This window comes from Bacteroides sp. D55t1_190419_B8, from assembly GCF_015558905.1.
In the GTDB taxonomy this organism is placed as follows: Bacteria; Bacteroidota; Bacteroidia; order Bacteroidales; family Bacteroidaceae; genus Bacteroides; species Bacteroides vicugnae.
On the sequence record NZ_JADMOU010000003.1, the window covers coordinates 201,772 to 225,689 of the forward strand.

The 23,918-nt window shown below is 43.9% G+C and carries 19 protein-coding genes; 12 read left to right on the top strand and 7 right to left on the bottom strand.

The genetic code is table 11. The annotated features are described in order from the left end of the window. Positions 1–9: 9 nt before the first annotated feature. Genes I2I13_RS04270 through dut form a run of 5 tightly spaced genes read right to left on the bottom strand, consistent with a single transcriptional unit; the run spans position 10 to position 8,149 of the window. On the bottom strand, positions 10–4,026 hold the full coding sequence (locus I2I13_RS04270) for a two-component regulator propeller domain-containing protein (protein WP_195648898.1): 4,017 nt from the start codon (positions 4,024–4,026) through the stop codon (positions 10–12). A gap of 24 nt (positions 4,027–4,050) precedes the next feature. Beyond that, positions 4,051–5,352: a murein hydrolase activator EnvC gene (locus I2I13_RS04275; protein ID WP_195648899.1), complete on the bottom strand. Its 1,302-nt coding sequence runs from the start codon at positions 5,350–5,352 to the stop codon at positions 4,051–4,053. Next, a complete protein-coding gene (locus tag I2I13_RS04280; protein WP_148364145.1) occupies positions 5,349–5,924 on the bottom strand; it encodes a DUF4292 domain-containing protein in 576 nt (191 codons plus the stop codon). Before I2I13_RS04280 ends, I2I13_RS04275 begins: the two co-directional genes overlap by 4 nt. Continuing rightward, the gene (locus I2I13_RS04285) at positions 5,921–7,693 is read right to left on the bottom strand and encodes a tetratricopeptide repeat protein (RefSeq protein WP_195648900.1); all 1,773 of its coding nucleotides are present in this window, start codon (positions 7,691–7,693) and stop codon (positions 5,921–5,923) included. The genes I2I13_RS04280 and I2I13_RS04285 overlap by 4 nt, the downstream gene beginning before the upstream one ends. A 24-nt stretch (positions 7,694–7,717) precedes the next feature. Then, positions 7,718–8,149: a dUTP diphosphatase gene (gene dut, locus I2I13_RS04290; RefSeq protein ID WP_004307331.1), complete on the bottom strand. Its 432-nt coding sequence runs from the start codon at positions 8,147–8,149 to the stop codon at positions 7,718–7,720. Positions 8,150–8,275: 126 nt separating this feature from the next. On the opposite strand from dut, the gene I2I13_RS04295 reads away from it, so the two are divergent. Then, positions 8,276–9,622 (top strand): deoxyguanosinetriphosphate triphosphohydrolase, encoded by a 1,347-nt coding sequence (locus tag I2I13_RS04295; protein WP_148364147.1) that lies wholly within the window; start codon positions 8,276–8,278, stop codon positions 9,620–9,622. Here the strand turns inward: I2I13_RS04295 and I2I13_RS04300 are convergent. Together I2I13_RS04300 and I2I13_RS04305 are read right to left on the bottom strand one after the other, a co-directional pair. Further along, the gene (locus I2I13_RS04300) at positions 9,594–10,610 is read right to left on the bottom strand and encodes a GNAT family N-acetyltransferase (RefSeq protein ID WP_148364148.1); all 1,017 of its coding nucleotides are present in this window, start codon (positions 10,608–10,610) and stop codon (positions 9,594–9,596) included. The genes I2I13_RS04295 and I2I13_RS04300 overlap by 29 nt on opposite strands. Positions 10,611–10,636: 26 nt before the next feature. Beyond that, positions 10,637–11,455 (bottom strand): 1-acyl-sn-glycerol-3-phosphate acyltransferase, encoded by an 819-nt coding sequence (locus I2I13_RS04305; protein ID WP_148364149.1) that lies wholly within the window; start codon positions 11,453–11,455, stop codon positions 10,637–10,639. 259 nt (positions 11,456–11,714) lie between these two features. Between I2I13_RS04305 and I2I13_RS04310 the strand changes: the two genes are divergently transcribed. The 11 genes from I2I13_RS04310 (at position 11,715) to I2I13_RS04360 (ending at position 23,916) form a co-directional block, all read left to right on the top strand. Then, entirely contained in the window at positions 11,715–12,218 is a 504-nt protein-coding gene (locus I2I13_RS04310; protein WP_004298201.1) for an RNA polymerase sigma factor, read from the top strand. A 464-nt stretch (positions 12,219–12,682) separates the two neighbouring features. Further along, positions 12,683–13,153, top strand: coding sequence for a division/cell wall cluster transcriptional repressor MraZ (gene mraZ, locus I2I13_RS04315; RefSeq protein ID WP_195648969.1), 471 nt, complete (start codon positions 12,683–12,685; stop codon positions 13,151–13,153). Beyond that, the gene (gene rsmH / locus I2I13_RS04320; protein ID WP_148364255.1) at positions 13,140–14,054 is read left to right on the top strand and encodes a 16S rRNA (cytosine(1402)-N(4))-methyltransferase RsmH; all 915 of its coding nucleotides are present in this window, start codon (positions 13,140–13,142) and stop codon (positions 14,052–14,054) included. The genes mraZ and rsmH overlap by 14 nt, the downstream gene beginning before the upstream one ends. 6 nt (positions 14,055–14,060) lie before the next feature. Continuing rightward, the gene (locus I2I13_RS04325) at positions 14,061–14,417 is read left to right on the top strand and encodes an FtsL-like putative cell division protein (protein ID WP_148364150.1); all 357 of its coding nucleotides are present in this window, start codon (positions 14,061–14,063) and stop codon (positions 14,415–14,417) included. Positions 14,418–14,487: 70 nt separating this feature from the next. Then, complete coding sequence (locus tag I2I13_RS04330) at positions 14,488–16,614, top strand: penicillin-binding protein (RefSeq protein WP_195648970.1); 2,127 nt, start codon at positions 14,488–14,490, stop codon at positions 16,612–16,614. Between the two features lie 29 nt (positions 16,615–16,643). Continuing rightward, positions 16,644–18,092, top strand: a complete 1,449-nt coding sequence (locus I2I13_RS04335) for a UDP-N-acetylmuramoyl-L-alanyl-D-glutamate--2,6-diaminopimelate ligase (RefSeq protein WP_195648971.1) — start codon at positions 16,644–16,646, stop codon at positions 18,090–18,092. Positions 18,093–18,182: 90 nt separating this feature from the next. Next, entirely contained in the window at positions 18,183–19,451 is a 1,269-nt protein-coding gene (locus I2I13_RS04340) for a phospho-N-acetylmuramoyl-pentapeptide-transferase (protein WP_148364151.1), read from the top strand. Between the two features lie 181 nt (positions 19,452–19,632). Then, positions 19,633–20,967 carry a UDP-N-acetylmuramoyl-L-alanine--D-glutamate ligase gene (gene murD / locus I2I13_RS04345; RefSeq protein WP_195648901.1) on the top strand — a complete coding sequence of 445 codons (1,335 nt, stop codon included), beginning with the start codon at positions 19,633–19,635 and terminating at the stop codon, positions 20,965–20,967. A gap of 36 nt (positions 20,968–21,003) precedes the next feature. After that, positions 21,004–22,332, top strand: coding sequence for an FtsW/RodA/SpoVE family cell cycle protein (locus tag I2I13_RS04350; protein WP_148364152.1), 1,329 nt, complete (start codon positions 21,004–21,006; stop codon positions 22,330–22,332). Between the two features lie 35 nt (positions 22,333–22,367). Continuing rightward, positions 22,368–23,498 carry an undecaprenyldiphospho-muramoylpentapeptide beta-N-acetylglucosaminyltransferase gene (gene murG, locus I2I13_RS04355; RefSeq protein ID WP_195648972.1) on the top strand — a complete coding sequence of 377 codons (1,131 nt, stop codon included), beginning with the start codon at positions 22,368–22,370 and terminating at the stop codon, positions 23,496–23,498. 31 nt (positions 23,499–23,529) lie between these two features. After that, complete coding sequence (locus I2I13_RS04360) at positions 23,530–23,916, top strand: GxxExxY protein (RefSeq protein ID WP_195648902.1); 387 nt, start codon at positions 23,530–23,532, stop codon at positions 23,914–23,916. The last annotated feature ends 2 nt before the right edge of the window (positions 23,917–23,918 follow it).

The following is a 23,918-nucleotide window of genomic DNA, read 5'->3' on the forward strand; positions in this document are numbered from 1 at the left end:
TGCAATCTATCACTCCTCACCTGAAACCGGAGGCTGACCATTATATTCTTTAGGCAATACGCCATATTGCGCTTTAAAACATTTCGCAAAATAAGAAGAAGAAGTAAATCCCACCTGTGCTGCCACTTCAGAAATCCGGGTACCGCTCATAATCAGTTCAGCAGCTCTATTCATACGAAGTGTCTTCAAATAATCATTAGGTGACATTCCGGACAAAGCCTTGATCTTCCGATAGAAATTGGAACGGCTCATATTCATCTGTTCAGACAAGGTATCTATCGAAAAGTTCTCATCTGCCAGCTGTTCGGCTATCACCCCTTGTATCTTCGCAATGAATTCACAGTCTTTCTGCGACATCGCAAAGTCCGTTGTCGAAACAGCCACCGTATCCCCAGCCAGGCTCACCATCAATTTATGGAAAGACTGCCTCAACTTCAGCAAATTCTCGATCTGCATATGAAGTTGTTTGATAGAAAATGGTTTCTCCACATATACATCTGCTCCACATGTAAGTCCTTCGACTTTAGACTCCAAAGTGGTTTTTGCCGTCAATAAAATGACCGGAATATGGGAATAAGAGATTTCAGACTTCACTTTGCAACAAAGTTCCAGACCATCCATCTCCGGCATCATAACGTCGCTTACTATGACATCTACATTTTCCTGTGCAAGCACTTCAAGTGCTTCACGACCATTGGAAGCCCTCAACACACGGAACCATTCTGCCAACGACTCGCGAGTCAGATTCAATAAATCAACATTATCCTCAACCAGCAGAACCGTAAACTTCTTCCCTGAATACTCCGAAGATACAGCATCAGAAGCATCCACATGTTCCGGATGCATTTCTACAATATCAGCCGTTTTCTCCGTCTCCCACTCTTTGACCGGAAGAGACAATATAAATGAAGAACCGCCTCCAACATTATCTTCCAAGTACAAATCTCCCTGGTGAGCCTCCGCCAAAGACTTTGCAAAAGCCAATCCGATACCGGTACCTACAGCCGTAGCCACCTTATCATCAGGCAGTTGATAGAAAGCTTCAAATATCTTTTGTTTCTGTTCATCCGGTATTCCGGGACCATCATCATTCACCTGTATCTCATATCCTTTATCAGTGACAACTAGTTTCAATTCAATATGCGCATGAGCATATTTGATGGCATTTCCCATCAGGTTAACAAGAATCTTACTTAATTTCTCCCGATCCACCGTAGACACCAGCTCTTGTTCTGGAACAGTCAATTGTAAATCAATTCCCTTTAATTCAGCAGGGCTTGTAAATTGGTTATAAACATCACTGACAAGTTCCTTAATATCACTCTTCTTCAAATTCAAATGCAGCGTGCCACTCTCCATTTTCTGGAAGTCAAGCAATTCATTAGTAATTCCCAACAGATAATTTACATTCTTATCTATCACAGACAGATACTTGAGATCTTTCCCTTCACGCTCTTTCTCCAACAGTTTTTCCAAGGGAAGACGTATCAAACTAAGCGGAGTACGTATCTCATGCACCAAATTGATGAAGAAGCTAATCTTCGACTTATAAACTTCCTGTTCCTTGGCAGTCTGATATTTTTCCATCCGCCGTTTATATTTGCGTTTAACGCGGAGATTCCATCGCCAGGCCATCCAGCCGATCCATCCCAATAACATGAGAACATAAACAACATAAGCCAAAGTACTACGCCACCAGGGAGGAGTAATCACCACCTTTAAAGTAGTAGTCTTCTCATTCCACTGACGGTCATTATTAGAACCTCTGACTTCGAACAGATACTCACCGGGAGGCAAATTGGTATAAGAAGCCACATTATTCTCGGTATTCATAATCCATTCCTTATCCACTCCCCGAAGTATATAAGAATATCGGTTCTTTGCCGGATCTTCAAAACTAAGAGCGACAAATCGGATGGAGAAACTGTTGTTCTCATAAGATAAAGTCACCTTATCGGCCATATAAAGCGGTTTATCCAACTGAAGCAGTTTCTTTACTTCCAGTTCATCAGTCTGATAAGGCAACCGGATGTCGGTCACATAAACCGGAGGAATGTATTTGTTATCCACAAACTGTTCGGGCTGAAATACATTAAAGCCATTTATTCCACCAAAATACAATTTTCCTTCGGATGATTTCAATGAAGATCGAGCCATAAACTGATTTCCCTGCAAACCATCATTAATCGTAAATTGTCGGAAATGATCTTTAGTGAGAGGATTAATCTTGAAAATTCCGGCATTACTGGATATCCAGAAATCACCTCCCTGATCTTGTTCAATCGCATAAATAACCTTATTAGGTAATAAGGTATTATGCGGATCAAATTCAATGAATGTTTTCGTTTTAGGATCAAAGGAACACAACCCTCCTCCATTAGTACCAAACCACATGGTTCCTTTCGCATCTTCAAACAGAGTGATGACCGAATTGCTGGTAATTGTGGTCGAGTCTTCCCGTTCATGCTGATAATGCTTCCAATGGGCATTCATCGTGTTGTAAGAAAACACACCACTATTGGAAGTCGCAATCCAAAGATGATTGTACATATCCTCATATATATCGACAACAGAAACCATTGAACCGACACTTGTGATAGTCATAAAGTTATCTTTCGCAGAGTCATAACAGCATAATCCCCAACTCGTCCCTACATAGATATCTCCTTTCCGTCCTTTATAGATACATAACACATCATTGCTACAAATTGTATTCGGGATTCCACGAGAGTGAGTATAAGCCTTCACTGCTCCTGTGCGCAAATTAACAACCCGTATTCCTCCGGCATAAGTCCCGATCCATAGGTAGTCGCCGTCCAACATTAAAGAACGAATATCATATTTCTGACTTTTAGCTCCTCCAATAGCATAGGGAGAAAGCTCTTGGGTAGCAGCATTAAAGAAATACAAACCGCTTTGAGTTCCAATCCAGATATTCCCATCTTTACTCTCACAGAAAGGAGCAACCACCTCCCCTGCTCCCGGCACCCCGGACAAATAGGTAGGCGAATAATAATCAAAGCGTTTAGTTTGCTTGGACATATAGTTGATTCCTCCCAGATTGGTCAACACCCAAAGAGCTCCTTCAGCATCCCACATCATTCCATTGATGGTCTGATCGCTCAAACTTCTCGGATCCGCCGGATTATCCGCCCGCTGGAATGTGTTTGTATTCTGATTGAACAGATAAAGCCCGTTATCAGTCCCTACCAACAACTCTTTGTCCGCATACTTCAACAAGCAATGAACAGCTCCGAAATTAAACGCCGAACCACTGTAGTTATCTATAGCTTCGGTTCGTTCATCCAAGCGACTCAGCAGATTGCTTCCTGCACCAATCCAGATTTCTCCATCGATATTCTGAATGCAGTTCACCTTATAACTATCGGAGGCATTTGTTTCCAATGAGATTTCGTATGCCCGGAGAAACTTGCCATTCTCGTCAAAACACAACAATCCTTCCTGTAGAGAAGAGATATACACCCTCTTTTGATCGGCACTCTGACAAAGGTCCCACACAAAAGAAGTCTGGACACTATTTTGAGTCAACACCTCTGTTTTCGGATCATAAATAAAAAATCCCTGTCCCAAAGTCGCAATCCAGATAAGACCATTTTCCGTCTTTATAATCTTTTTAATCTCACTACTGATATATACACCATACTGCGTAGTTTTATCAAAATAAGAAAAACGATCGGTATCGCGGTCATAAATATAAAGTCCGGAGTTCGTTCCGACCCAGATAGTCTTGTCCACTTCTATCAAGGCTTCTACGAAATTATTTTCTAATGAAAATTTATCGTTGAGAACATTCCGGTACACTTTATTGCCTCGTCCGTCATAACGGTTCAATCCGTCACTGGTACCCAGCCAGATAAAGCCATAACTGTCTTGAAGGGCACACCACACGGTATTATGAGACAACCCATCCTCCACCTGGTATTTCTTGAATGAAAAATAAGGAGACGCAGATAATGTTCCGGCCCAGAAGACCAGCAAGCATATTAGTATTTTAGTTAACTTCATTCTCTGTGTGTGTTTTTAATTCAATTATCGATTCAGCCAAGGTTCAGGGTTCAGCTTTTCTTTCTCCCTGCGCAACTGGAAATGCAATACCGTCCGCCCATTATCCGTAGCGTCGGAAAAGACCTGGCCGATAGACTGCTTCGTCTTCACCGTATCACCAGCCTTAATGGAGGCAGAAGAAAGATTGCAATAAACAGAAATATAATCACCATGACGAATGAGAACGTTAAATAATCCGTTCAATTGGAATACAGCCGCCACCTTTCCATCAAAAATGGCACGTGCCTGTGCACCCGGTCTTCCCTGAATATCAATACCCTTGTTATCCAGTTTCACGTTGCGTAAGCCCTCTACAGCATATTGCCCGTAACGGCTGGTAATGATATAAGCTCCGGATATAGGCATTGGCAGTTTTCCGCGGTTAGCAGCAAAGTTACCCGATAATTCCCGATCCGCCTTGCTCATGGTATAAGCATCAAGAGGTTTCGATTTCGCAGCCGCTTCCGTTGCAGTGGATTTCCCCTCCTTACTTTCCTCTTTCTTACGTGCAGCGGCTTCACGACGGGCTTCTTCCTGTGCACGCTTACGGGCACGTTCTATTTCTTCCGCAATTAATTTATCAATACGGGCATTCAGTTGATTGGCTTCCCTGCGTTTTTTATTAATCTCATTCTGCAATCCTTTCTGTTTCTTTTGCAGATTAGTCACCAACGTACGCTTCTCCTTTTCCTGTTCCTCCAGCTTGACCTTTTCGCTCTCGCGTTCCTGCAGCAGGCTCTCCTTGGCAGCTTTCACCTGTTGCCGTTCCGCTTTCTTCTTGCGTATCTGTTCTTGTTTCTTCAGGATTTCCTCCCCTTGCAGACGTTGATAAGTAGCATATTCACGGACATAGCGCATACGGCGGTAAGTCTGTCCCAAGTTCTTTGCCGAAAAAATAAACATCAGCTTCTCCTCTATCGACTTATTCTTATACAAGTACTGGACAGAAGCTTCATATTTCTTCTTTTTATCTTTCAAATCCTTCTCCAACCCTCTCAACTGACGTTCCAATGACGCCAGTTCACGCTGGATAGCTTCCACATCATTGTTTATAGCCATGATATAGCGTTTCCGTTCTTCAATCTGCCCCGTCAACACAGCCAAGCTGTTCAACTGGCTTCCCACATCTTTCTTTGTATTCTTCAATATAGATTCCGATTCGGCAATCTGTTTTTGCAGCGTGCCGCGTTTACTTTCCAGCTCACGAATCAACTTGTTCGATTGAGCGAAAAGAGGAACTGCCAACCAAAGGCAACTGATTAGAATAACAAAGAAACGTTTCATCATAATAAAGCTACCAGCATTTTTACTAATTCTTCCAAAGGAATTTGGTTATACTTAGACGTCAGTTCCGTCGGAGTCATTGAAAACTCCTGTGTCGAAAACTCATAAAGTTGAACTTTAGCCTTTTCCAATGAGGGGATTCCTATATCCTTTCCTGTCAGTTCTGTCTTTCCGCCAGGAAGAGAAGCATCCATCAATATCTTTTCCAAACGGGAGAATTCCACGTTCTTTGATAACACATTCTTCAATTCAGCCTTTGTTGCACGAACGAAGCGTTTATTCATCCGGTCTACAAGCAGCACTTCGTCGGGAGTTACTTCTATACGTGCCACTTCCGTACGGAGAATAGGCATCAATAAGGAGATTTGTACCCGCTCATGAGTTTTCATTTTTAGGGTTCCCCCTACAGACATACTCCCCTTCTTACCGGGAATGGTCAATTGAAGCTTGGAAGCCAAATAACTGGAGGTCTGCGTCTTTGTCGAAGTCTTAGTTTCCGAGGTCGCTAAATGCTTCGAACTCTTACAGCCTGCCAACACTACCACCACCAACAATAGATAAACTATTCTTTTCATTCCGCAATATATTTCTTCTTTTCTATTTTCTGTTTCAACATCTTCGACTCGCTACCCATTTCCAGTGCCTTCTTCCAGTATTTCAACGCACCTTCCACATCACCGGTCATAAAATAAATATCTCCGCAATGCTCCACAATCACATCACTTTTCTCACCATCGTTCTTCATCGCATTATCAATGTAGATACGGGCTTCGGCATAGTTTCCCTTTTCGAAAAGAATCCAGGCATAAGTGTCGAGATAGGTTGAATTATTAGGTTCAGCTTTCACCGTTTTGTAACTCATCTCCTCCGCTTTGTCCAAATCACGACGTTCCACAGACAGATAATAAGCATAATTATTTAATGCGCCAATATTGGAAGGATTATATACCAAAGCCGAATCGTAAGCAGCATAAGCCTCCGCCATCTGTTTCTTGGTATGATAAATATCCCCCATGATAGAATAAAAATCTGAAACGACTTCTTTCCTCGTATCAGGAGATATATGTTCCAATGCTCTATTACAAACACTCAATACACTATCTCCCTGTTCTGCCTGATGATAAGCGATAGCCAGATAATAATAAAGCTCCAACGCATCCGGAGTGGCTTCAATGCCCGGTTCGCAGACCTTGATAATTTGCTTGTAATCTTCCTTCTTCACCGCCGCACTGACCAGCATCAAACGGGCAGCCTTATTAGTAGGATCCAGATCAACCACCTGCTCCAATACCGGCACAGCTTCCTGTTCCATATTCTTCGACAACAGGTATTGAGAATAAAGCATCGGTATCTGCGGATCATCCATATCCTGCTTCATCATCCGGTCAAACAACTCAATCACCTGAGTGCTATCTTTAGCGGATGACTGTTCATTTTCCGCAATCACCTGTCTCATGACACTGATTTTAGTATCAGAAGTCACCTTTTTGTTCAATAACAACGTATCCAGTTGCTGTTGATACAATTCTTTCTGACCGGTCTGTTCATAATAAGAAGCCATCGAGAAAAGAGCCATCGGATTATCAGGTTCTACAGCCAGAACTTTCTGGTATACATCATAAGCTTCCTGCTTTTTCCCATTCTGAAGATATACATCTCCCAGGATCACCTGATAACGCATATCCATCGGATATTCCTGTACCAGACTTTCTATTTCCTGAAATGCCTTCTTATCATCTTTCATCTGAAGATAAATCCGGAATTTCTCCATAGACAGCTGCTCATTCTTACCCAGACGTTTCTCTAAACGGTTCAATGTGGAAATGACATCATTATACTTCTCCTGGCGACTGTAAATATCAAGAAGGCTGAACAAAGGGTCCTGTTTCGACGGGAAACGGGTGACCATCTTCTCAAGCAAAGCCGCAGCCTTATCCAATTCATTTTGTTGCTGATACAGACTGACCAATCCCTGACTATACCAATAGTTATCAGGCGCAAAAGCCACTGCCTGCTCCAGAGCAGCCTGACCTTGCGGCACCTGGCGAAGGAACATATAATATTGCGATATTTCATAAAGCGCAGAAGAAGCAGTGGGGTTGATATCCAGACAATGCTGTAGCAATCCAAATGCCGCATCATACTCATTCTTTCCTTTCATCCGCATGGCTTCCAAGAAGAAGTAGTCATATTTACGCTGTTGTTCAGCAGAAAGCCATGTTTCCTTCATCAAAGAAGCTCCATCTGCTTTCGCTGTTGTTTTTGCTGTACGCACAGACCGGATTCCCCCACACGAAGTGAGCATCAATACCGTCACGAACAGCCATCCTATTTTTATCTTCATTCTATTTTCTCCATTAAGCATTCATCATACTCCGGTATGTCCGAAACCACCGGCTCCCCGTTCTGTTTCATCCAGCACCTCTACTTCCTGCCATGCAGGCTGTTCGTGCTTCGCTATCACCATCTGCGCGATACGTTCACCGTCTTCAATCACAAACGTTTCAGAGGAGAGATTGACTAAAATGATACAAACTTCCCCACGATAATCCGCATCAATCGTACCCGGAGAATTGAGCACCGTAATCCCTTTCTTGATTGCCAGTCCGCTACGTGGACGAACCTGTGCCTCAAATCCCTTCGGCAAGGCGATATACAGTCCTGTCGGCACCAGACAACGTTGCAACGGTTCCAGTGTGATAGGTTCAGAAAGATTAGCACGGATATCCATTCCTGCAGACAATTCAGTGGCATAAGCCGGAAGCGGATGCTTCGATTTATTGATAACTTGAATATTCATAAATGCATGTTTACTATTTAACGGGCGAAAATACACATTTTGAACTGAAAAATAGTTAAGTTTGCAGTTAAATAATGTACCGTTCCCTAAATTGTAAATAGTAAATATAGTCAAATCGTAAATAAAATGATGAATTGGAACCAATTAATATCAGCGAAACGTTTCGGAATGGAAGAATTCCATGAGGAACGACAGGAAAACCGATCCGAATTCCAACGGGACTATGACCGTCTTATTTTTTCGGCTCCTTTCCGCAGATTACAGAACAAAACGCAAGTATTCCCCCTACCGGGCAGCGTTTTTGTACACAACCGCCTTACGCACAGTCTCGAAGTCGCCAGCGTCGGTCGTTCACTCGGGGACGATGTTGCCAAAGCACTTCTGGAACGTCATCCGGAACTTCAGGATTCTTTCCTGCCGGAGATCGGCTCTATCGTTTCAGCCGCTTGTCTGGCACACGATTTGGGCAACCCGCCTTTCGGTCATTCAGGCGAAAAGGCCATTTCCACTTTTTTCTCTGAAGGGAAAGGAGTCCGTCTGAAAGAGAAACAGCCCGACGGAGAGCAACTTTCTCCGATGGAATGGGAAGATTTGACACATTTTGAAGGAAATGCAAATGCCTTCCGGATACTTACACATCAGTTCGAGGGACGTCGCAAAGGCGGATTCGTTCTAACATACACCACCTTGGCTTCTATTGTAAAATACCCCTTTTCATCGAGCCTTGCAGGAACAAAATCCAAGTTTGGCTTTTTCGTCAGCGAAGAAGAAAGCTTCCACAAAATTGCAACAGAATTAGGACTGATATTGCTCAACGAACATCCTTTGAAGTATGCGCGCCACCCGTTAGTTTATTTGGTTGAAGCAGCAGACGACATTTGCTATCAGATGATGGATATTGAGGATGCATATAAACTGAAGATTCTCACCACAGAAGAAACCAAGGAGCTATTAATGGCCTATTTCAGCGAAGAACGACAGGAACATCTCCGGAAAACATTCCTGATCGTCAACGATGTCAACGAGCAAATCGCCTACCTGCGTTCTTCCGTCATCGGTTTATTAATCCGGGAGTGTACCCGTGTCTTTTTAGATCATGAACAAGAAATACTGTCCGGCACGTTCGAAGGATCACTAATCAAGCGCATAGCCGAGCGTCCGGCAGCAGCCTATAAACACAGCGTCGAAGTATCTATCAACAAAATCTACCGTTCACGGGATGTACTGGACATCGAGCTGGCGGGGTTCCGCATCATCAGCACCTTACTAGAATTGATGATAGATGCCGTAACTTCACCCGAAAAGGCTTATTCCAAACTCCTGATCGACCGGGTTTCCAGCCAATACAATATAAAATCGCCCGTACTCTATGAAAGAATACAGGCGGTACTTGACTATATATCTGGAATGACCGATGTCTTTGCTCTTGATCTTTATCGTAAAATTAACGGGAACAGTCTGCCTGCGGTGTAACCACTTTAGGAGTAAACACTTCTTCCCCTCCACAAGAAGACAATCTCAACGCATCCGGATGGCTTTCAATAAACGTCTGGATGTGTCGAATCCGTTTATCCTCGAGAATTTCGTCTACAGCAATCAGAATACCGGTTTCTTCCACATCGCCGAATTCATAATTGATAGCTGTTCCGAACATACGCATCGTAGGGCTTAGGCTCATATATGCATTTACCAACGGAGGTATATTATACCCCAGTTTACGGATTTCACAATTCAATATTTTATAGTCTTCCTTGAAAGAATGCTTGCAGAAGAGAGATTTCAGCTCTGCCTCGGAAGTTTCAAGTTTCAGAGGCTCGATCGGGGTGACAAGTTTCTCTTTGTCATAAAAATGCTTCTTAAGGAAATGAAGAATCATATCACGCCCACGACGATGATAGCTCGGATACATGGTCACTTTACCAAAGAAATATTTCACATTCGGCATAACCACGGTCAACGCTCCCAATCCATCCCACAAGTTATCTAAGGCAAACAAACCTTTGCTTCCGGCACGGGTAGACTGATATTCAAGCGTAACGAACGAACGCCCCAATTCAATTGTCTGCGGCAAGTATTCTTTAATAAAAGCATCAGAAAAATGAAACATATGGGAAGTAGCCAGAATCGGAGCACCTTTTTCATCAAAACGCACGTCCGTACCTAGCAAATACCGGTAACCACCCAGAATTTCTTCCGCTTCCGGATTCCATACAATCAACTGCTTATAGGGGTGTTCCATCGTGTCGTATTCATCGATATCCATTGACAGACCTGTACCTCCACCAGCAGCACGGAAAGCTATCTCACGCAAACGACCAATCTCTCTCATTACATTAGGAGCATTCTGATGAGTAATAATATAAATCTGATTATTACTCTTATTCGTCATTCGTAAGCGCCTGTCTTCCGTCAATTCTGCTTTTAGCAGTTCTTTGCTTACCGGTTTAATAATCTCTTCCATATTCCTTGTTATAGTTGTTCTATCAGTTACAGTTTATAAACAATATCCTTTACGTATTCAGCCCACTGCGCAGGAGTTTTCGATTTATCAAAAGTCTGCCAGGGTATGGGCTTTCCAAAAGTGACAGTAAAAGTTTTGTGGCGATTCTTAAACATTTCATCCGCAAGATACAACATAGCAATGTTAAACTTAATGCCCAGTGCCTTGCAAACATTTGCCAGATTGTAAAAGAAGTCAGAATTCCTACCCCCAAAATGCACGGGTATTACATCACGTTTTGTTTGTATGCTCTTTACTACAAATGTCTTTTTCCATTCCACGTCACGAATGACTCCATTGTGACGGCGCGAACACAGTCCGGCAGGAAACATAATCAACTGATCGTCGGAATGGAATCCGGCTTCCACCATCTTCGGGAAATCCTTTGCTTGCTTGCCGGTTTTATTAATAGGTATGCAAAGGGGAGCCAGCCCGCGTAGATTCATCAACAAATCATTCACCAGGTATTTCACTTTCCCATCATAATGTTTTCCTAACACATAACCAAGCGCAACACCATCCTGTCCGCCCAGCGGATGATTGGAAACAAAAGTGTACAGACCATCCTTAGGCAAATTCTCAATGCCTTTTACATCCACTTTCGCATCCAGAAAATCCATACACGCTTCCAGAAAGTCCACTCCCAGTTTATCCTTCGACTCATTCAGGAATACATTAATTTCATCCTGATGAATAATTTTCTTCAAGTAAGAAATCACGAACTTAGGGACGTACTTATAACGCTTCGGAGCCTTTGTCCGAAGTATCTTATCGACATCGATCAAAAATAAAGAGTCATCAGTCATTCTTTTCAAATAAAAATGATGGCACAAAATTAACGGTTCTTTTTTATTAATCGCAATAATTTGGTAGAAAATGCAGGATTTAAGTTCAGAAGATAAAAAAACACCACCCAAAAACTATCAAAAATGACCTAAAAACTATCCGCGGATAGTTTTCGGGTAAAAAAACGTCTGTTTTTCCCCTACCGGGTTTCAGAAATTCATGTAAACTTGCAACATCGAAAATAACAAACGAATATTCACCTTTAAAAAGCAACACATTATGAAAAGTTTAAGCTTCAGAAAAGATTTAGTAGGAGTACAAGATGAATTACTACGCTTCGCTTATAAACTGACAACTGACCGTGAAGAAGCAAACGATTTGTTGCAGGAGACATCATTAAAAGCATTAGATAATGAAGATAAATATACCCCTGATACAAATTTCAAAGGATGGATGTATACCATCATGCGCAATATATTCATAAACAACTACCGCAAGGTAGTCCGCGACCAGACATTCATCGACCAGACTGACAATCTTTATCATCTGAATTTGCCACAGGACGGAAGTTCTGAAAATACAGAAAGAGCATACGACCTGAAAGAGATGCACCGTGTAGTCAACAAACTCCCCAAAGAATACAGGGTCCCGTTCGCGATGCACGTTTCAGGATTCAAATACCGTGAAATTGCGGAAAAATTGAACCTGCCGTTGGGTACAGTGAAAAGCCGTATTTTCTTCACGCGCCAGAAATTACAGGAAGAATTGAAAGACTTCCGCTAAACCTTAACTATATAAAACTCAGTGATTTTGAGTCACATATTTCTTTAATACAGATTTTTAGTTTTGATAATGATTAAAAGGCAGAAATACTCCGGTATATTCTGCCTTTTCTTTTATTGCAAAGATTAGTTGTCCGACACCCGGGTGTCAGACACACCGGCACCCGGATGTCAGGCATGCCGAGACCCGGGTGTTGGGAGTACCGAGACCCGGGTGTCAGTCTATTTATTATTGCATAGAAATAAAACTCTTTTCTCTATATTATCAAATTTTACCTATACAGACATTTTTTTCGTTCTGCGGGCACAAGCTCCCCACCAGTAAAGCATTCTCGAAGGCACATCATTTTCAAGCAAATAGACATTTAACATTCTGTTGAAAACTTCTCTGAAAGTTTTTTATGGAAAGTTGTGGGGAATTGTGGGGAATTTCATACTTTTACGGTCGCTTATTATAATAAGGTAATGATACGTTTTTTAGGAAATATTGAAGCCAGGGCGGACGCCAAAGGAAGGGTGTTCATACCCGCCACCTTCAGGAAGCAATTACAAGCCGCTTCTGAAGAGAGGCTTATTATGCGTAAAGACGTATTTCAGGACTGTTTAACCCTGTACCCCGAGAGCGTGTGGAACGAGGAGTTGAACGAGCTACGTAGTAGACTTAACAAATGGAATAGCAAACACCAACTTATTTTCAGGCAATTCGTGAGCGACGTTGAAATAGTGACACCTGATAGCAATGGGCGCATATTAATTCCGAAACGGTATTTACAGATTTGCAGTATCCATGGGGATATCCGCTTTATCGGCATCGACAACAAGATAGAGATCTGGGCGAAAGAACGGGCAGAACAGCCTTTCATGTCACCCAAAGAGTTCGGTGCAGCATTAGAAGAAATTATGAACGATGATAATAGACAAGATGGAGAAAGATGAATTGACATATCACGTACCTGTATTGCTGAAAGAAAGCGTTGACGGTATGAATATCCAACCGGATGGAACGTATGTAGACGTCACATTCGGAGGAGCGGGACATTCGCGCGAGATCCTTTCACGGCTCGGAGAAGGCGGACGTCTGCTGGGTTTCGACCAGGACGAGGACGCTGAACGGAACATTGTCAACGATACTCATTTCATCTTCGTGCGCAGTAACTTCCGCTATCTGCACAACTTCCTGCGTTATCACGACATCGAGCAGGTAGATGCGATTCTGGCCGACCTCGGCGTATCTTCCCATCATTTCGACGATAGCGAGCGTGGCTTCTCCTTCCGTTTTGACGGGGCACTGGATATGCGCATGAACAAGCGTGCCGGAATGACAGCAGCAGATATCGTGAATACTTATGATGAAGAACGCCTTGCAAACATCCTCTACCTGTATGGAGAACTAAAGAATAGCCGCAAACTGGCTTCTGTCATCGTTAAAGCCAGAAGCGGACAGTATATCCGGACCATCGGTGAATTTTTGGAAATCATCAAACCGCTTTTCGGTCGTGAACGCGAAAAGAAAGAGTTGGCAAAAGTGTTCCAGGCACTGCGAATTGAAGTAAATCAAGAGATGGAAGCATTGAAGGAGATGTTGCAGGCTGCTACGGAGGCATTAAAGCCGGGCGGCAGACTGGTAGTTATCACCTATCATTCGTTGGAAGATCGTATGGTGAAAAACATCATGAAGACAGGCAATGTAGAAGGAAAAGCGGAAACCGACTTCTTCGGCAATCTGCAAACACCTTTCCGCCTTGTCAACAATAAGGTAATCGTTCCCGACGAAGCAGAAATAGAACGAAACCCGCGGTCGAGAAGTGCCAAATTACGAATTGCAGAAAAGAAGTAAAAAGATATGGAAGAAGAAGTAGTAAATAAGAAAGCAGAAGAGGGCAAGAAGAAAAAACGTACCTCACTGAAGAGTATTCTGGGTGGAGACATTCTGGCTACCGATTTTTTCCGCCGTCAAACGAAGTTGCTGGTACTTATCATGGTATTTATCATCTTCTATATTCATAATCGCTATGCCAGTCAACAACAGCAGATCGAAATAGACCGGCTGAAAAAAGAATTGACAGATATTAAATATGACGCGCTGACACGCAGTTCGGAGCTAATGGAAAAGAGCCGCCAGTCGCGCATTGAAGATTATATATCAAGTAAGGAAAGCGATTTGCAGACATCGACGAATCCTCCCTACCTTATTAAATAAGTGAGAGTGGATAGTTGATAAATGATAGTTAAAAAAGAAAGGCGCTGTGGCAGTTAATAAAAAGAACATAATGACCCGTTACTTCTTCGTCATCCTGTTGATGGCGTTGATAGGAGTAGCTATTGTTGTAAAAGCGGGCATCACCATGTTTGCCGAACGACAATACTGGCAGGATGTGGCTGATCGTTTCGTAAAAGAAAATGTGACGGTGAAACCCAATCGTGGAAACATTATTTCTTCTGACGGTAAACTAATGGCCAGTTCTCTGCCCGAATACAGAATATATATGGACTTTATGTCTGGTGAAAAAGATGAAAAACGCAGGCAGAAAGATCAGGCACGACGTGATTCTATCCTCAACGCGAACATGGATTCTATCTGTATCGGACTTCACAAGATATTCCCGGACAAGAGCGTGGCACAATTCAAGGCACATCTCAAAAAAGGACGCCAGGCAAAAAGCCGCAATTATCTGATTTATCCGAAACGTATCTCCTATATACAATATAAAGAGGTAAAGAGACTACCTGTGTTCTGTTTGAACCGGTATAAAGGCGGATTCAAAGAACAGGCTTACAATCAGCGTAAGAAACCGTTCGGTTCACTGGCTGCCCGTACATTGGGAGACGTGTATGCAGACACAGCCAAAGGAGCGAGAAATGGTATCGAGCTTGCTTTCGACACCATCCTGAAAGGACGGGACGGATTGACACACCGCCAGAAAGTGATGAACAAATACCTGAACATTGTCGATGTGCCGCCGGTTGACGGTTGCGATCTGATTAGTACTATCGACGTAGGTATGCAGGATATTTGCGAGAAAGCGTTGGTGGATAAACTAAAAGAGTTGAATGCCAGTGTGGGTGTGGTGGTATTGATGGAAGTAGCTACCGGAGAGGTGAAAGCCATCGTCAACATGATGCAAGGCAAAGATGGTGAATACTACGAAATGCGCAACAATGCCATCAGCGATATGCTTGAGCCGGGGTCTACTTTCAAAACTGCCTCTATCATGGTAGCTCTTGAAGACGGAAAGATCACTCCGGACTATGTGGTAGACACCGGTAACGGACAGATGCCGATGTACGGACGTGTCATGAAAGACCACAACTGGCATCGCGGAGGATACGGAAAACTGACTGTCACAGAAATCCTGGGAGTGTCGTCCAACGTCGGTACCTCTTATATAATAGACCATTTCTACGGCAGCAACCCGCAGAAATTTGTAGACGGATTGAAACGGATGAGTATCGACCAACCGTTACACCTGCAAATTTCGGGAGAAGGAAAACCGAATATACGCGGTCCGAAAGAACGTTATTTTGCAAAGACAACTTTGCCGTGGATGAGTATCGGCTACGAGACACAGGTTCCGCCGATCAATATTCTCACATTCTATAATGGGATAGCCAACAATGGAGTCACCGTACGTCCGAAGTTTGTCAGAGCTGCCGTGAAAGATGGGGAAATCGTGAAAGAATATCCGACAGAAGTGATCAATCCCAAGATTTGTTCGGATAAGACTTTGGCACAGATCCGTGAGATTCTCCGGAAAGTGGTCGGTGAAGGACTTGCCAAACCTGCGGGAAGCAAGCAGTTCCACGTTTCAGGAAAAACAGGAACGGCGCAGATCTCACAGGGAGCAGCCGGATACAAAACGGGAAGAACGAATTATCTGGTTAGTTTTTGCGGATATTTCCCGTCAGAAGCGCCTAAATATAGCATGATTGTCTCTATCCAGAAACCGGGATTACCGGCTTCGGGAGGTTTGATGGCAGGTAGTGTGTTCAGCAAGATTGCAGAAAGGGTGTATGCCAAAGACCTGCGGTTACCGCTGACCAATGCGATTGATACTAATTCCGTAGTCATTCCGAATGTAAAAGCCGGAGAGATGCGCGAAGCGCAACGGGTATTGGAAGAGCTGCAGATTAATGTACAAGGCAAAATTGCTGATTCGGGCAAAGAAGTTTGGGGAAATACCCATTCTGCCCCACAAGCTGTAGTTCTTGAAAGCCGGAGCAATATGCAGAATTTTGTACCCAGTGTGATAGGTATGGGAGCGAAAGACGCTGTGTACTTGTTGGAAAGCAAAGGATTGAAAGTCAACCTGGTCGGCGTGGGCAAAGTAAAAAGCCAGTCGATAGCCAACGGAACGATTGTAAAGAAAGGACAGACGGTGACGCTTACGCTTCATTAAAAATTAAAGATTAAAAATTGAATAGAGTGATGTTATTAAATGAGTTACTGAAAGCAATCCAACCGGTAGAGATAGCCGGAGATTCAAACATAGAAATCACCGGTGTCAACATCGACTCCCGTCTAGTGGAAGCCGGACAGCTATTCATGGCAATGCGTGGCACACAAGCCGACGGCCATGCTTATATACCTGCTGCCATTGCAAAAGGAGCGATCGCCATCCTCTGCGAGGATATGCCGGAAAAACCCGTAGCGGGGATCACCTATATACAAGTAAAAGACAGCGAAGATGCGGTAGGAAAGATTGCCACTACCTTTTACGGAGACCCGACTTCCAAGTTGGAACTGGTCGGTGTTACCGGAACGAACGGAAAAACAACAATCGCTACCTTATTATATAATACATTCCGTTATTTCGGATATAAGGTAGGATTGATTTCTACCGTTTGCAATTATATCGATGATGAACCGATTCCGACAGAACATACTACTCCTGATCCAATCACGTTGAACTGTCTGTTGGGACGGATGGCAGATGAAGGATGCAAATATGTTTTCATGGAAGTCAGCTCCCACTCGATTGCACAGAAACGTATCAGTGGATTAAAGTTTGCAGGAGGGATCTTTACCAATCTGACCCGCGACCATCTCGACTATCATAAAACAGTAGAGAATTATCTGAAAGCGAAGAAAAAGTTCTTTGACGATCTGCCGAAAAATGCATTCAGCCTGACCAATCTGGACGATAAAAACGGACTGGTAATGACGCAGAACACACGTTCGAAGGTCTATACTTATTCATTGAGAAGTCTTAGCGACTTTAAAGGACGGGTATTGGAGTCTCATTTTGAAGGGATGCTGCTCGACTTCAACAATCATGAACTGGCAGTTCAGTTTATCGGAAAGTTCAATGCTTCCAATTTGTTGGCGGTATTCGGGGCGGCAGTTCTGTTAGGTAAGAAAGAGGAAGAGGTGCTTGTAGCTCTTAGCACACTTCATCCGGTAGCCGGACGCTTCGATGCGGTCCGCTCACCGCAGGGAATTACGGCGATTGTTGATTATGCACATACCCCGGATGCTCTCATTAATGTACTGAACGCTATTCATGGAGTGCTTGAAGGAAAAGGAAAAGTGATTACTGTGGTAGGCGCCGGCGGCAACCGCGACAAGGGCAAACGCCCCATCATGGCAAAGGAAGCTGCCAAAGCGAGTGACCGCGTCATCATCACTTCCGACAATCCGCGCTTTGAAGAGCCGCAAGACATCATCAATGATATGCTTGCCGGACTGGATGCGGAAGATATGAAGAAAACACTAAGCATTGCCGACCGTAAAGAAGCAATTCGCATGGCTTGCATGCTGGCAGAGAAAGGAGATGTAATTCTCGTTGCCGGAAAAGGACATGAGAATTACCAGGAGATAAAAGGAGTGAAACATCATTTTGATGACAAAGAAGTACTCAAAGAAATTTTTAAATAATGAATAGACTGTGCTAATATGCCGACCGGCTTCGTTATCTATCCGACAGCAACCGGCATAACAACACATCAATAAATTGGCAAATTATTTATGTTATACTATCTATTTGAATGGCTACATAAGCTCAATTTTCCAGGAGCGGGAATGTTCGGATATACCTCATTCCGTGCTTTGATGGCAGTTATCCTCGCGTTACTGATTTCAAGTATCTGGGGAGACAAGTTCATCAACCTACTCAAAAGGAAACAAATCACAGAAACGCAACGTGATGCTAAAACCGACCCGTTCGGAGTCAACAAAGTAGGCGTCCCGAGCATGGGTGGTGTTATCATCATTGTAGCCATCCTGATACCCTGTTTACTGTTAGGTAAACTGCATAATATATATATGATACTGATGCTGATCACCACCATATGGTTGGGATCACTCGGATTCGCAGACGACTATATCAAAATCTTCAAAAGAGACAAGGAAGGTTTGCATGGCAAGTTCAAAATCATCGGTCAGGTTGGTTTAGGCTTAATTGTCGGAATGACTTTATACCTTAGTCCGGACGTAGTGATCCGCGAAAATATCGAAGTTCATAATCCGGGACAGGAGATGGAAGTAATACACGGAACGAATGACCTGAAATCTACCCAGACAACGATTCCTTTTTTCAAGAGCAACAACCTTGATTATGCCGATCTGGTATCTTTCATGGGAGAACATGCGCAAACAGCCGGATGGATATTGTTCGTCATTGTCACCATCATTGTAGTTACCGCCGTATCAAACGGCGCCAACCTGAATGACGGTATGGACGGAATGGCAGCCGGGAACTCGGCAATTATCGGTGCAACGCTGGGGGTACTGGCGTATGTATCATCGCATATCGAATTTGCAGGCTACCTGAACATCATGTATATTCCAGGTTCGGAAGAACTGGTAATCTATATCTGCGCCTTCATCGGTGCACTGATCGGTTTCCTATGGTACAATGCCTATCCGGCACAAGTATTTATGGGAGACACAGGCAGTCTTACTATCGGCGGTATTATCGCAGTGTTTGCCATCATCATCCACAAAGAGTTGCTGATACCGATTCTTTGCGGTGTATTCCTGGTAGAAAACCTGTCGGTCATCCTGCAACGGGCTTATTATAAGGCGGGAAAACGAAAAGGTGTGAAACAACGATTGTTCAAGCGCACACCGATTCACGATCACTTCCGCACTTCAATGAACCTGATTGAACCGGGATGCACGGTGAAATTCACCAAACCCGACCAACTGTTTCATGAATCAAAGATTACCGTCCGTTTCTGGATTGTAACGATTGTATTGGCAGCAATAACAATTATAACGCTTAAAATTAGATAAAAAGAAGGCACAGATTACACGGATTAACGCGGTTTTAACTGCATAATCCCTTAAAACCGTGAAATCCGCGTAATCCGTGCCTAATTAAAGATATAGAGAGTATTAACCCGATTATTAACTTTTAAAGATGTGCACAGCTAATAGGATCAATCAATTAGAAAATAAGGGCACATTATTGTAGATGAAAAGAATAGTAATTTTAGGAGCTGGCGAAAGCGGCGCAGGTGCAGCCGTACTCGCTAAAGTCAAAGGATTTGAGACGTTTGTTTCGGACATGTCCGCCATCAAGGACAAGTATAAGGAACTTCTCGACAGCCATCAGATTGCCTGGGAAGAAGGACACCATACCGAAGAACTCATTCTGAATGCCGACGAGGTGATCAAAAGCCCCGGTATCCCGAATGACGCCCCGATCATCCTGAAACTGAAAGCTCAAGGCACACCGGTGATCTCCGAGATAGAGTTTGCCGGACGCTATACTGATGCCAAAATGATCTGTATTACAGGTTCTAACGGAAAGACAACAACAACTTCCCTGATCTACCATATTTTCAAAAGCGCAGGTCTGAACGTAGGTTTGGCAGGCAACATCGGCAAAAGCCTTGCTTTGCAGGTAGCCGAAGATTACCACGATTACTATATTATCGAACTTAGCTCTTTCCAGTTGGATAATATGTATAACTTCCGTGCGAACATCGCCGTATTGATGAACATCACGCCGGACCATCTTGACCGCTACGACCATTGTATGCAGAATTACATCGACGCCAAATTCCGCATCACCCAGAACCAAACACCGGACGATGCTTTCATCTTCTGGAACGATGACCCTATCATCAGACAAGAACTGGCGAAGCATGGTCTGAAAGCCCACCTGTATCCTTTTGCTGCTGTAAAAGAGGATGGAGCGATTGCATACGTAGAAGATCACGAAGTGAAAATCACCGAACCGATTGCCTTCAACATGGAGCAGGAGGAACTGGCCCTGACAGGACAACATAACCTGTACAACTCTTTAGCCGCCGGTATCTCGGCAAACCTTGCCGGCATCGCCAAAGAAAACATCCGGAAAGCCCTCTCCGACTTCAAGGGAGTGGAACATCGGTTGGAAAAGGTGGCACGTGTGCGCGGAATTGATTTTATTAACGACTCTAAAGCCACAAATGTCAACTCCTGCTGGTATGCCCTGCAAAGCATGACTACCAAAACGGTATTGATTCTCGGTGGTAAAGATAAAGGAAACGACTATACTGAAATTGAAGACCTGGTACGCGAAAAGTGTTCAGCACTGGTATATATGGGACTTCATAACGAAAAGCTCCACGAGTTCTTCGACCGTTTCGGCCTGCCGGTAGCCGATGTGCAAACCGGCATGAAAGATGCCGTAGAAGCAGCCTATAAACTGGCAAAGAAAGGTGAAACGGTATTATTAAGTCCTTGCTGTGCTTCTTTCGACCTCTTCAAGAGTTACGAAGACCGTGGCGATCAATTTAAAGAATGTGTCCGTGCCCTTTAATTCTCAATTTTTAATTCTCAATTCTCAATTTAAGAAGTGGATTTATTAAAGAACATATTCAAAGGTGACAAGGTAATCTGGATTATCTTCCTCTGTCTCTGCCTCATCTCGATCATCGAGGTGTTTTCGGCAGCGTCGACGCTGACTTACAAAAGCGGCGACCATTGGGGACCGATTACGCAACACTCCATCATTCTGATGGTAGGAGCTGTGGTAGTCGTATTTCTGCATAATGTTCCCTACAAATGGTTCCAGGTATTTCCGGTCTTTCTATATCCGGTATCTCTGGTTCTACTGGCATTTGTCACGCTGATGGGTATCATCACAGGCGACCGTGTCAACGGAGCAGCCCGCTGGATGACCTTTATGGGATTGCAATTCCAGCCATCGGAATTGGCAAAGATGGCGGTAATCATTGCCGTCTCATTCATCCTGTCCAAAAAACAGGACGAATACGGGGCCAATCCGAAAGCCTTTAAATATATCATGATTCTTACCGGACTGGTATTTCTGCTCATCGCACCGGAAAACCTTTCAACAGCAATGCTGCTGTTCGGAGTGGTATGCATGATGATGTTCATCGGGCGGGTATCTTCCAAGAAGCTGTTCGGAATGTTGGGAATATTGGGACTTATAGGTGGGGTTGCGGTAGGTGTACTGATGGCTATTCCCGCCAAAACACTGCATAGCACTCCGGGACTTCACCGCTTCGAGACGTGGCAGAATCGTGTTTCCGGTTTCTTTGAGAAGGAAGAAGTGCCGGCAGCCAAATTTGATATTGACAAAGACGCACAGATTGCACATGCGCGAATCGCCATTGCTACCAGCCATGTAGTAGGCAAAGGTCCGGGAAACTCGATACAGCGTGACTTCCTTAGCCAGGCATTCTCCGATTTTATCTTCGCGATTGTGATTGAAGAAATGGGATTGGTAGGAGGAATATTTGTGGTGTTCCTCTATTTATGGTTGCTGATGCGAGCCGGACGAATCGCCCAGAAGTGCGAGCGAACCTTCCCCGCCTTTCTCGTTATGGGTATTGCGCTGTTGTTGGTATCACAGGCAATACTGAATATGATGGTTGCCGTCGGGTTATTCCCCGTCACAGGACAGCCTCTGCCTCTGGTCAGCAAAGGAGGTACAAGTACGCTAATCAACTGCGCTTATATCGGAATGATATTAAGCGTAAGCCGATATACCGCTCATCTGGAAGAACAGAAAGCGCACGATGCACAGATCCAACTGCAAATAGAAGCGGATGCCGCAGCCAATTCCGAAGCACAGGCTGCAGCCGAACCGACAGCGCAGATTCTGAACAGCGACGCTGAATTTGAAGATGAGCATGATAGCAGAAACAACGAACGGTAAATGTTGAGAAAGAACGAACAGAAGAAAACAGTATGATGGAAAAAGAACTTAGAATTATCATCAGCGGTGGAGGAACAGGAGGACATATCTTTCCTGCCGTCTCTATCGCAAACGCTATAATAGAGCTACGCCCCGACGCAGAGATTCTCTTTGTAGGCGCTGAAGGACGTATGGAAATGCAACGGGTTCCCGATGCAGGCTACCGGATTATCGGACTTCCGATAGCCGGATTCGACCGCAAACATTTATGGAAAAATGTATCCGTATTGATTAAACTGATGCACAGCCAATGGAAGGCGCGCAAAGTAATCAAAAACTTCCGTCCGCAAGTGGCGGTAGGTGTAGGCGGATATGCAAGCGGGCCGACACTAAAGACTGCCGGCATGATGGGAGTCCCCACATTAATCCAAGAGCAAAACTCATATGCCGGAGTTACCAATAAACTGCTGGCACAGAAAGCTCGTAAGATTTGTGTCGCTTATGAGGGAATGGAAAAGTTTTTCCCCGCCGACAAGATTATCATGACGGGCAATCCCGTCCGCCAAAACCTGACAAAGGATATGCCGCCCAAAGAAGAAGCGTTACGTTCCTTCCACTTACAGTCCGGCAAAAAGACAATACTGATTGTAGGTGGCAGCTTGGGTGCACGCACCATCAACAATACGCTGACAGCCGGTCTGGCAATTATCAAGGAAAACACGGACGTGCAATTCATCTGGCAAACGGGCAAATACTATTACCCGCAAGTGACAGAAGCCGTAAAAGCGGCAGGAGCACTTCCGAATTTATATGTAACGGATTTCATCAAAGATATGGCAGCCGCTTATGCCGCTGCCGATCTGGTCATTTCCCGTGCGGGAGCAGGTTCCATTTCTGAATTCTGCCTGCTGCACAAACCTGTTATCTTAGTGCCCTCGCCCAACGTAGCGGAAGATCACCAAACGAAGAACGCCTTGGCGTTGGTGAACAAGCAGGCAGCTATCTACGTCAAAGACAGTGAAGCGGCAACCACTTTGATGGACGTAGCCCTGTCCACTGTCAACGACGAGCAGAAATTGAAAGAACTAACAGAGAATATCGCCAAACTGGCTTTACCCGATTCAGCGAGAATCATCGCACAAGAGGTCATTAAGCTGGCGGAAGCAGAAAACAATAATAACAATTAGGCACGGATTACGCGGATTACACGGTTTAAGAATGATACACGAGAAATTGACAAAAGAGATTATAAGTGCTTTTTATGAAGTACACAGCACATTAGGATTCGGATTCCTAGAGCAGGTCTACCAAAATGCACTTTATAAGGAACTCTTAAAAAGAGGACTCTTCTGCCAAACTCAAAAAGAGATGAAAGTATATTATAAAGGTGAAATTGTAGGAAGGTATATTGCAGATATGATAGTAAATAATGAGATCATTCTTGAATTAAAAGCAGTAACAACTCTTCGTCCAGAACATGAATGGCAATTAGTAAATTATCTAAAAGCAACAGGAATAGAAGTTGGATTACTACTAAATTTTGGTGTAACAGCAGAGATTAAACGTAAAATATTGACACATCATGAAACCGTGAAATCCGTGTAATC

What these genes read in the sequence shown, in the direction of transcription:
- murD (WP_195648901.1), top strand. Translation starts at nt 19,633, where the DNA reads ATGAAAAGAATAGTAATTTTAGGAGCTGGCGAAAGCGGCGCAGGTGCA.
- I2I13_RS04285 (WP_195648900.1), bottom strand. Translation starts at nt 7,693, where the DNA reads ATGAAGATAAAAATAGGATGGCTGTTCGTGACGGTATTGATGCTCACT.
- I2I13_RS04300 (WP_148364148.1), bottom strand. Translation starts at nt 10,610, where the DNA reads ATGGAAGAGATTATTAAACCGGTAAGCAAAGAACTGCTAAAAGCAGAA.
- I2I13_RS04340 (WP_148364151.1), top strand. Translation starts at nt 18,183, where the DNA reads ATGTTATACTATCTATTTGAATGGCTACATAAGCTCAATTTTCCAGGA.
- I2I13_RS04360 (WP_195648902.1), top strand. Translation starts at nt 23,530, where the DNA reads ATGATACACGAGAAATTGACAAAAGAGATTATAAGTGCTTTTTATGAA.
- I2I13_RS04280 (WP_148364145.1), bottom strand. Translation starts at nt 5,924, where the DNA reads ATGAAAAGAATAGTTTATCTATTGTTGGTGGTGGTAGTGTTGGCAGGC.
- I2I13_RS04310 (WP_004298201.1), top strand. Translation starts at nt 11,715, where the DNA reads ATGAAAAGTTTAAGCTTCAGAAAAGATTTAGTAGGAGTACAAGATGAA.
- I2I13_RS04335 (WP_195648971.1), top strand. Translation starts at nt 16,644, where the DNA reads ATGTTATTAAATGAGTTACTGAAAGCAATCCAACCGGTAGAGATAGCC.
- I2I13_RS04330 (WP_195648970.1), top strand. Translation starts at nt 14,488, where the DNA reads ATGACCCGTTACTTCTTCGTCATCCTGTTGATGGCGTTGATAGGAGTA.
- I2I13_RS04275 (WP_195648899.1), bottom strand. Translation starts at nt 5,352, where the DNA reads ATGATGAAACGTTTCTTTGTTATTCTAATCAGTTGCCTTTGGTTGGCA.
- I2I13_RS04325 (WP_148364150.1), top strand. Translation starts at nt 14,061, where the DNA reads ATGGAAGAAGAAGTAGTAAATAAGAAAGCAGAAGAGGGCAAGAAGAAA.
- I2I13_RS04295 (WP_148364147.1), top strand. Translation starts at nt 8,276, where the DNA reads ATGATGAATTGGAACCAATTAATATCAGCGAAACGTTTCGGAATGGAA.
- murG (WP_195648972.1), top strand. Translation starts at nt 22,368, where the DNA reads ATGGAAAAAGAACTTAGAATTATCATCAGCGGTGGAGGAACAGGAGGA.
- mraZ (WP_195648969.1), top strand. Translation starts at nt 12,683, where the DNA reads ATGATACGTTTTTTAGGAAATATTGAAGCCAGGGCGGACGCCAAAGGA.
- dut (WP_004307331.1), bottom strand. Translation starts at nt 8,149, where the DNA reads ATGAATATTCAAGTTATCAATAAATCGAAGCATCCGCTTCCGGCTTAT.
- rsmH (WP_148364255.1), top strand. Translation starts at nt 13,140, where the DNA reads ATGGAGAAAGATGAATTGACATATCACGTACCTGTATTGCTGAAAGAA.
- I2I13_RS04305 (WP_148364149.1), bottom strand. Translation starts at nt 11,455, where the DNA reads ATGACTGATGACTCTTTATTTTTGATCGATGTCGATAAGATACTTCGG.
- I2I13_RS04270 (WP_195648898.1), bottom strand. Translation starts at nt 4,026, where the DNA reads ATGAAGTTAACTAAAATACTAATATGCTTGCTGGTCTTCTGGGCCGGA.